Consider the following 2,151-nt stretch of genomic DNA (forward strand, 5'->3'; position numbering starts at 1 on the left):
CGCGCAGTGGGTTCCGCCCGATGGCTGCACCGACGACGCCGGTCGCTGCCTGCAGCAGCCCATCGCCCAGCAGGCCGCGCAGCAGATCCGCGCCGCGAATGCTGCCCAGGTGGTGTCGGTCGAAACCGAGCGCGTGCGTGAGGGCCCACCGCTGCTGTTCGACCTGGGCACTTTGCAGGAGGTCTGTTCCAAGCAGCTTGGGCTGGACGTTCAAGAGACCCTTGAAATCGCCCAGGCCCTGTACGAGACGCACAAGGCCACGACGTACCCGCGTTCGGATTCCGGTTACCTGCCCGAAAGCATGTTCTCCGAGGTGCCCACGGTTCTCGACAGTCTGCTCAAGACCGATCCTTCGCTGCGCCCGATCATGGGCCAGCTCGATCGCTCGCAGCGCTCGCGTGCCTGGAACGACGGCAAGGTCACGGCGCACCACGGCATCATCCCGACGCTCGAACCCGCGAACCTCGCTGCGATGAGCGAACGGGAACTGGCCGTGTACCGCCTCATCCGGGCGCATTACCTGGCGCAATTCCTCCCTCACCACGAGTTCGACCGCACCGTCGCCGAGCTTTCCTGCAGCCAGCAGAAGCTGGTGGCCACCGGAAAGCAGGTGGCCGCCCCAGGTTGGCGTCTGGTGCTGGCCGAGCCCCAATCGGACGAGGACAGTGAAGCCACGGCGCGCAGCCAGGTGCTGCCCGCCCTGCGCGAGGGCATGGCGTGCCAAGTAGCCGAGGCAGAGGTCAAGGCACTCAAGACGATGCCGCCCAAGCCCTATACGCAGGGCGAACTGGTCAAGTCGATGAAAGGCGTGGCGCGCTTCGTGACCGACCCGCGCCTGAAACAGAAGTTGAAGGACACGACGGGCATCGGCACCGAAGCCACACGCGCCAACATCATCACCGGCCTGCTGACGCGGGGCTATCTCGTGAAGAAAGGACGCTCCGTTCGCGCATCGGATGCGGCATTCACGTTGATCGACGCCGTGCCTGCGGCGATTGCCGACCCCGGAACCACCGCCGTGTGGGAGCAGGCGCTCGACATGATCGAGGCCGGACAGCTCACCCTGGACGTGTTCATCGGCAAGCAGGCCGCCTGGATTTCGCAACTGATCGCGCAGTACGGCAGCACCTCGCTGTCCATCAAGGTTCCCCAGGGACCCGCTTGCCCGCAGTGCGGCGCACCGACGCGCCAGCGCACCGGCAAGACCGGCCCCTTCTGGTCATGCAGTCGCTACCCCGACTGCAAAGGCACGCTGCCGGTCGAAACCGGCGCGTCCAAGCGCGGTGCCTCGCGCCCGCGCAGTAGCGGCCGCAAAGGCTCTTGACCGACCCCGTTCCCCGAGAGCCGTACCCGCCATCGGCGGCGTGGCCCATGTCCCGCACGCCCTGCGGGATGCCCAGCGCGCAACGCCTTCTCTTGTCCGTGTGCGCGTCCCGCCCAGCCGTACCCGGCTGCGGGACCTGAAGGTAGCTTCTCCGCGAACCATGTCCGGGGTCTCCCGGCGCATTCTGTTGATCTGCATTTTTCCGCCCCTGCGAAGGGTCCCCCGATGGCTTGCCAGGCTGCGAGCCACCCGGAGACCCTTCACGGTCAGCGGTATTCGATGCCGTGCCCAACGGCGAAAAACTGGGCTCCTTTTGTGCGCGGATGTGCGCCAGACGATGCCGGCGCCAACCACGACATGCGCCGGGTGCGATTGCTGACAGCAGACGGTTCTAGCGACGACCGGGCCTGCCAATCAGCTCACGGGTGGTTCTGTCCTCCCGAGCCGGAGGCCGCAAGGCCTTCGGCGCCTTTCTCCTGCCCATCAACGTCCCGGCCTGACCACACGGTCCAGGGCCACACGAACAGGAGACCCGCCATGAACCCGCAACCTCGCACCCCACGCGGTGCGCCCCAGGCCGTGCCACTGCTGTACGGCAGCGTGTGCAGCGGCATCGAGGCCGCGAGCCTCGCCTGGCAACCCCTCGGCCTTGAAGCCGCGTGGTTCGCCGAAATCGAGCCGTTCCCGAGCGCCGTGCTCGCCCACCATTACCCCCACGTGCCCAACCTGGGCGACATGACCGCGATCGCCCGCCAGGTGCGCGCCGGCACCGTGCCGGCGCCCGACATCCTGGTCGGCGGCACGCCGTGCCAGTCGTTCAGCGTTGC

Annotated in this window: 2 protein-coding genes; both read left to right on the forward strand. The window is 67.5% G+C overall.

The window, feature by feature from the left end; all coding sequences use genetic code 11:
- The coding region (locus ABD104_RS30060; RefSeq protein ID WP_343928871.1) for a DNA topoisomerase at positions 1 to 1,324 on the forward strand (1,324 nt) is incomplete at its 5' end.
- 537 nt (positions 1,325 to 1,861) lie between these two features.
- The coding region (locus ABD104_RS30065; protein ID WP_343928872.1) for a DNA cytosine methyltransferase at positions 1,862 to 2,151 on the forward strand (290 nt) is incomplete at its 3' end.

Origin of the sequence: Pigmentiphaga daeguensis (genome assembly GCF_039523035.1) — a bacterium.
In the GTDB taxonomy this organism is placed as follows: domain Bacteria; phylum Pseudomonadota; class Gammaproteobacteria; order Burkholderiales; family Burkholderiaceae_B; genus Pigmentiphaga; species Pigmentiphaga daeguensis.